We start from the raw sequence: 3,568 nt of genomic DNA, 5'->3' as shown, positions 1-3,568 counted from the left end.
GGTGCCGGGCGACTGCGGACCGGCCCCCCCCCCCCCGGCCCCCCCGCCCCCCGCCGGCGGGCCCCCCCCCCCGACGGTGCCGTCAGGCGCCGAGCGCCGCCGAGAGCGGGCCGCGCACGAAGTACACGAGGAAGCCGGCCGCGACCACCCACAGCAGCGGGTGCACCTCGCGCACCCTGCCGCAGGCGAACCGCAGCAGCACCCAGGTGATGAAGCCGATCCCGATGCCGTTGGCGATGGAGTACGTCAGCGGCATGGTCACGACCGTGAGGAACACCGGCAGGGCGACGGAGAAGTCACCCAGGTCGATCTCCTTGATCTCTCGCATCATCATCGCGCCGACCACGACCAGCGCGCCGCTGGCGACCTCGATCGGCACGACGGCGGTGAGCGGCGTGAGGAACATGGCGACCAGGAACAGCCCGCCCGTCACGACCGACGCCAGCCCGGTGCGGGCCCCCTCGCCGACACCTGCCGCCGAGTCCACGAACACCGTGTTCGACGACGACGACGAGGCGCCGCCGACGACCGCGCCGACGCCCTCGACGACCAGCGCCGACTTGATCCGCGGGAAGTTCCCGTCGGCGTCGGCGAGCCCGCCCTGCTTCGCGAGACCCGTCATCGTGCCCATCGCGTCGAAGAAGTTCGTGAAGAACAGGGTGAACACGAGCATCGTCGCCGCGAGCGCGCCGATGCGGTCGAAGGCGCCGAAGCTGAACTGGCCGAGCAGCGACAGGTCGGGCACCGACACCAGCGAGCCGGGCAGCGCGGGCACGGACAGGTGCCAGCCGCCCGGGTTGTCGGCGCCGGCGGGGCCGAGCCGGAGCACCGCCTCCACCACGACCGCGACGACAGTCGTCGCGACCAGGCCGATCAGCAAGCCACCCTTGACCCCCCGCGACACGAGGACGCCCATGAGCAGCAGCCCGAGCACGAAGATCATCGTCGGGACGGTGGTGATCGAGCCTCCGTCGCCGAGCTGGACCGGCGGGCCGGCCGGGGTGCGGGTGACGAAACCGGCGTCGACGAAGCCGATGAACGCGATGAAGAGGCCGATGCCGACCGTGATGGCCGCCTTCAGCTGGCGCGGGACGGCGTTGAAGATCGCCGACCGGGCGCCGGTGACGGCGAGCAGCACGATGAGCAGACCGTTGATGAGCACGAGGCCCATCGCCTCGGGCCAGGTCACGTCGCCGACCACGGCGACAGCGAGGAACGAGTTGATCCCCAGGCCGGCAGCGAGGGCGAACGGCAGGTTCGCGACGACGCCGAACAGGATGGTCAGCACGCCCGCGGCGAGGCCGGTGACGGCGCCGACCTGGGCGGTCGCGAGCCAGCCGCCGGCGACGTCGGTCGGGGCGTTCTCGGCACTGGTGCCGCCGAGGATGAGCGGGTTGAGGATCACGATGTACGCCATCGCGAAGAAGGTCACCAGGCCGCCACGGATCTCGCGTCCCGTGGTGGAGCCTCGCTCGGTGATCCTGAACAGCCGGTCCAGCGCGCCGCGCCGGGTGCCGGTGGTGGGCGTCTCGTCGTTCTCGGCGGTGTCCCGCCGGGTTCCCAGGATGGTCACGTCCTTGTGTCCTTTCCGGCCCGCTGCGAGTCAGTAGTCGATGCGGGTGTCGAGGACGCGCCACGCGTCGAAAGGCGCGAGGGCGCTGTCGGTGCGCTCGTGGCGCACCGTCATGACCTCGCCTGCGGCCCGGGTCTCGGGCGCGTCCAGCAGGCGGGCGGCGAAGAAGTCGTAGAACGCGGCGTCGTCGAACCCGGCGGCGGCCGCGTCGTGGCGGTCCGCGGCGAAGTAGACGGCGTCCACGCGCGCCCACAGGGCGGACGCGAGGCACATCGGGCACGGCTCACAGCTGGAGTACAGGACGGCCCCGGACAGGTCGAACGTGCCCAGCTCGGCGCAGGCTCGCCGGATGGCGGTGACCTCGGCGTGGGCGGTGGGGTCGTTGTCCTGGGTGACGCGGTTGTTGCCCTCGACGACGCGGCCGTCACGGGTGACGATCACGGCTCCGAAGGGGCCGCCCGCGTTCGCCACGCTGTCGACGGCCAGGGTGACGGCCTTCTCGAGGTGTGCTGCGTCCACGGGGACGGCCGTGCGGACTGGCTGGGTGCTGATCACGGCATTGCGGTCCATGGTGAGTCTCCACGGGTCGGGCAGCGACCCCCGGGCACACCACGGGTTCGTCGGCGCCGCACCGGGTCCGGTGCGGGACCGGGTGCTCGGCGGGCCGCTGCAGGCGAGTTGTCCTTCATGCCGCCTGGTAGATAGCTGCCGGTGTCGGATCGATCTCGTCGACCACCGCGCGGGAGTCGACGTCGACGTCCGCACGGCCCGGGCCCGCCTTAGGCATTCGCGACGCTACACCCAGGCGGGGCGCGGTACAAGAGTTTCGGAATCATCCTTCCGCATCGCGGTCTTTCGAGGCTTGATCCATGCGTCTCGCATCGTGGTCCCACATGATGGACGCGGACTGTCCTCGCCGGTCGCGGTGTTCCTAGAGTGGCCACGACGTCCGGCCGCCGCACCGATGGAGGAACCATGCCCGCACCCACCGACCCGACACCCCGCCTCGCCGAGTACGCGCACCCCGAGCGCCTCGTGACGACGTCGTGGCTCGCCGAGAACCTCGACGCCCCGGGCCTCGTGGTCGTGGAGTCCGACGAGGACGTCCTGCTGTACGAGACCGGCCACATCCCCGGCGCGGTGAAGATCGACTGGCACACGGACCTGCTGCAGCCGGTCGAGCGCGACTACCTCGACGGCGCCGGCTTCGCCGACCTGCTCGCCGACCGCGGCATCTCCCGGGACACGACCATCGTCCTGTACGGCGACAAGAACAACTGGTGGGCCGCGTACACCGCGTGGGTCTTCACCCTGTTCGGGCACGAGGACGTGCGCCTGCTCGACGGCGGCCGCAACCTGTGGGTCGCCGAGGGCCGCGAGCTCACCACCGACGTCCCCTCCCCCGCCCGCGGCACCTACCCGGTGGTCGAGCGCGACGACACCACGTTCCGCGCCTTCAAGGAGGACGTGCTCGCCCACCTCGGCAACGGTCCGCTGGTCGACATCCGCTCCCCGCAGGAGTTCTCCGGCGAGCGCCTCCACATCCCGGACTACCCGGAGGAGGGCGTGCTGCGCGGCGGCCACATCCCCTCGGCCCGCAACGTCCCCTGGGCCACCGCGGTGGCCGCGGACGGCACCTACAAGCCGCGGGCCGAGCTCGAGGCCATCTACCAGGACGGCGGCCTGGGCCTCACCGAGGGCGACTCCGTGGTCACGTACTGCCGCATCGGCGAGCGCTCCAGCCACACCTGGTTCGCGCTGCGCTACCTGCTCGGCATCGACGACGTGCGCAACTACGACGGTTCCTGGACGGAGTGGGGCAACGCGGTGCGCGTGCCGATCGTCGCGGGCACCGAGCCGGGCGAGGTCCCCGCCGGCGTCAAGCAGCGCCAGGCCGCCTGACCCGTCCCCGCCGCGACCGCACATCCGCCGAGGTAGTGCCGAACCTGCCGAAGTAGCTCTCCCCGCGACGAGGTAGTGGTCTTTGCCCACTAC

The 3,568-nt window shown here is 71.7% G+C and carries 3 protein-coding genes; 1 reads left to right on the top strand and 2 read right to left on the bottom strand.

The genetic code is table 11. The annotated features are described in order from the left end of the window. Positions 1-82 precede the first annotated feature (82 nt). Together ACFT55_RS19665 and ACFT55_RS19660 are read right to left on the bottom strand one after the other, a co-directional pair. Complete coding sequence (locus ACFT55_RS19665) at positions 83-1,573, bottom strand: NCS2 family permease (protein ID WP_380245537.1); 1,491 nt, start codon at positions 1,571-1,573, stop codon at positions 83-85. A 30-nt stretch (positions 1,574-1,603) separates the two neighbouring features. Then, on the bottom strand, positions 1,604-2,143 hold the full coding sequence (locus tag ACFT55_RS19660; RefSeq protein WP_380245536.1) for a nucleoside deaminase: 540 nt from the start codon (positions 2,141-2,143) through the stop codon (positions 1,604-1,606). Between the two features lie 405 nt (positions 2,144-2,548). Between ACFT55_RS19660 and ACFT55_RS19655 the strand changes: the two genes are divergently transcribed. Beyond that, positions 2,549-3,475, top strand: a complete 927-nt coding sequence (locus ACFT55_RS19655; RefSeq protein ID WP_380245535.1) for a sulfurtransferase — start codon at positions 2,549-2,551, stop codon at positions 3,473-3,475. Positions 3,476-3,568: the final 93 nt, after the last annotated feature.

The organism is Isoptericola sp. NPDC057191 (genome assembly GCF_042670225.1).
In the GTDB taxonomy this organism is placed as follows: domain Bacteria; phylum Actinomycetota; class Actinomycetes; order Actinomycetales; family Cellulomonadaceae; genus Isoptericola.
Note: the sequence above shows the minus strand (reverse complement) of the source record. Positions and strands in the feature narration are given on the sequence as shown.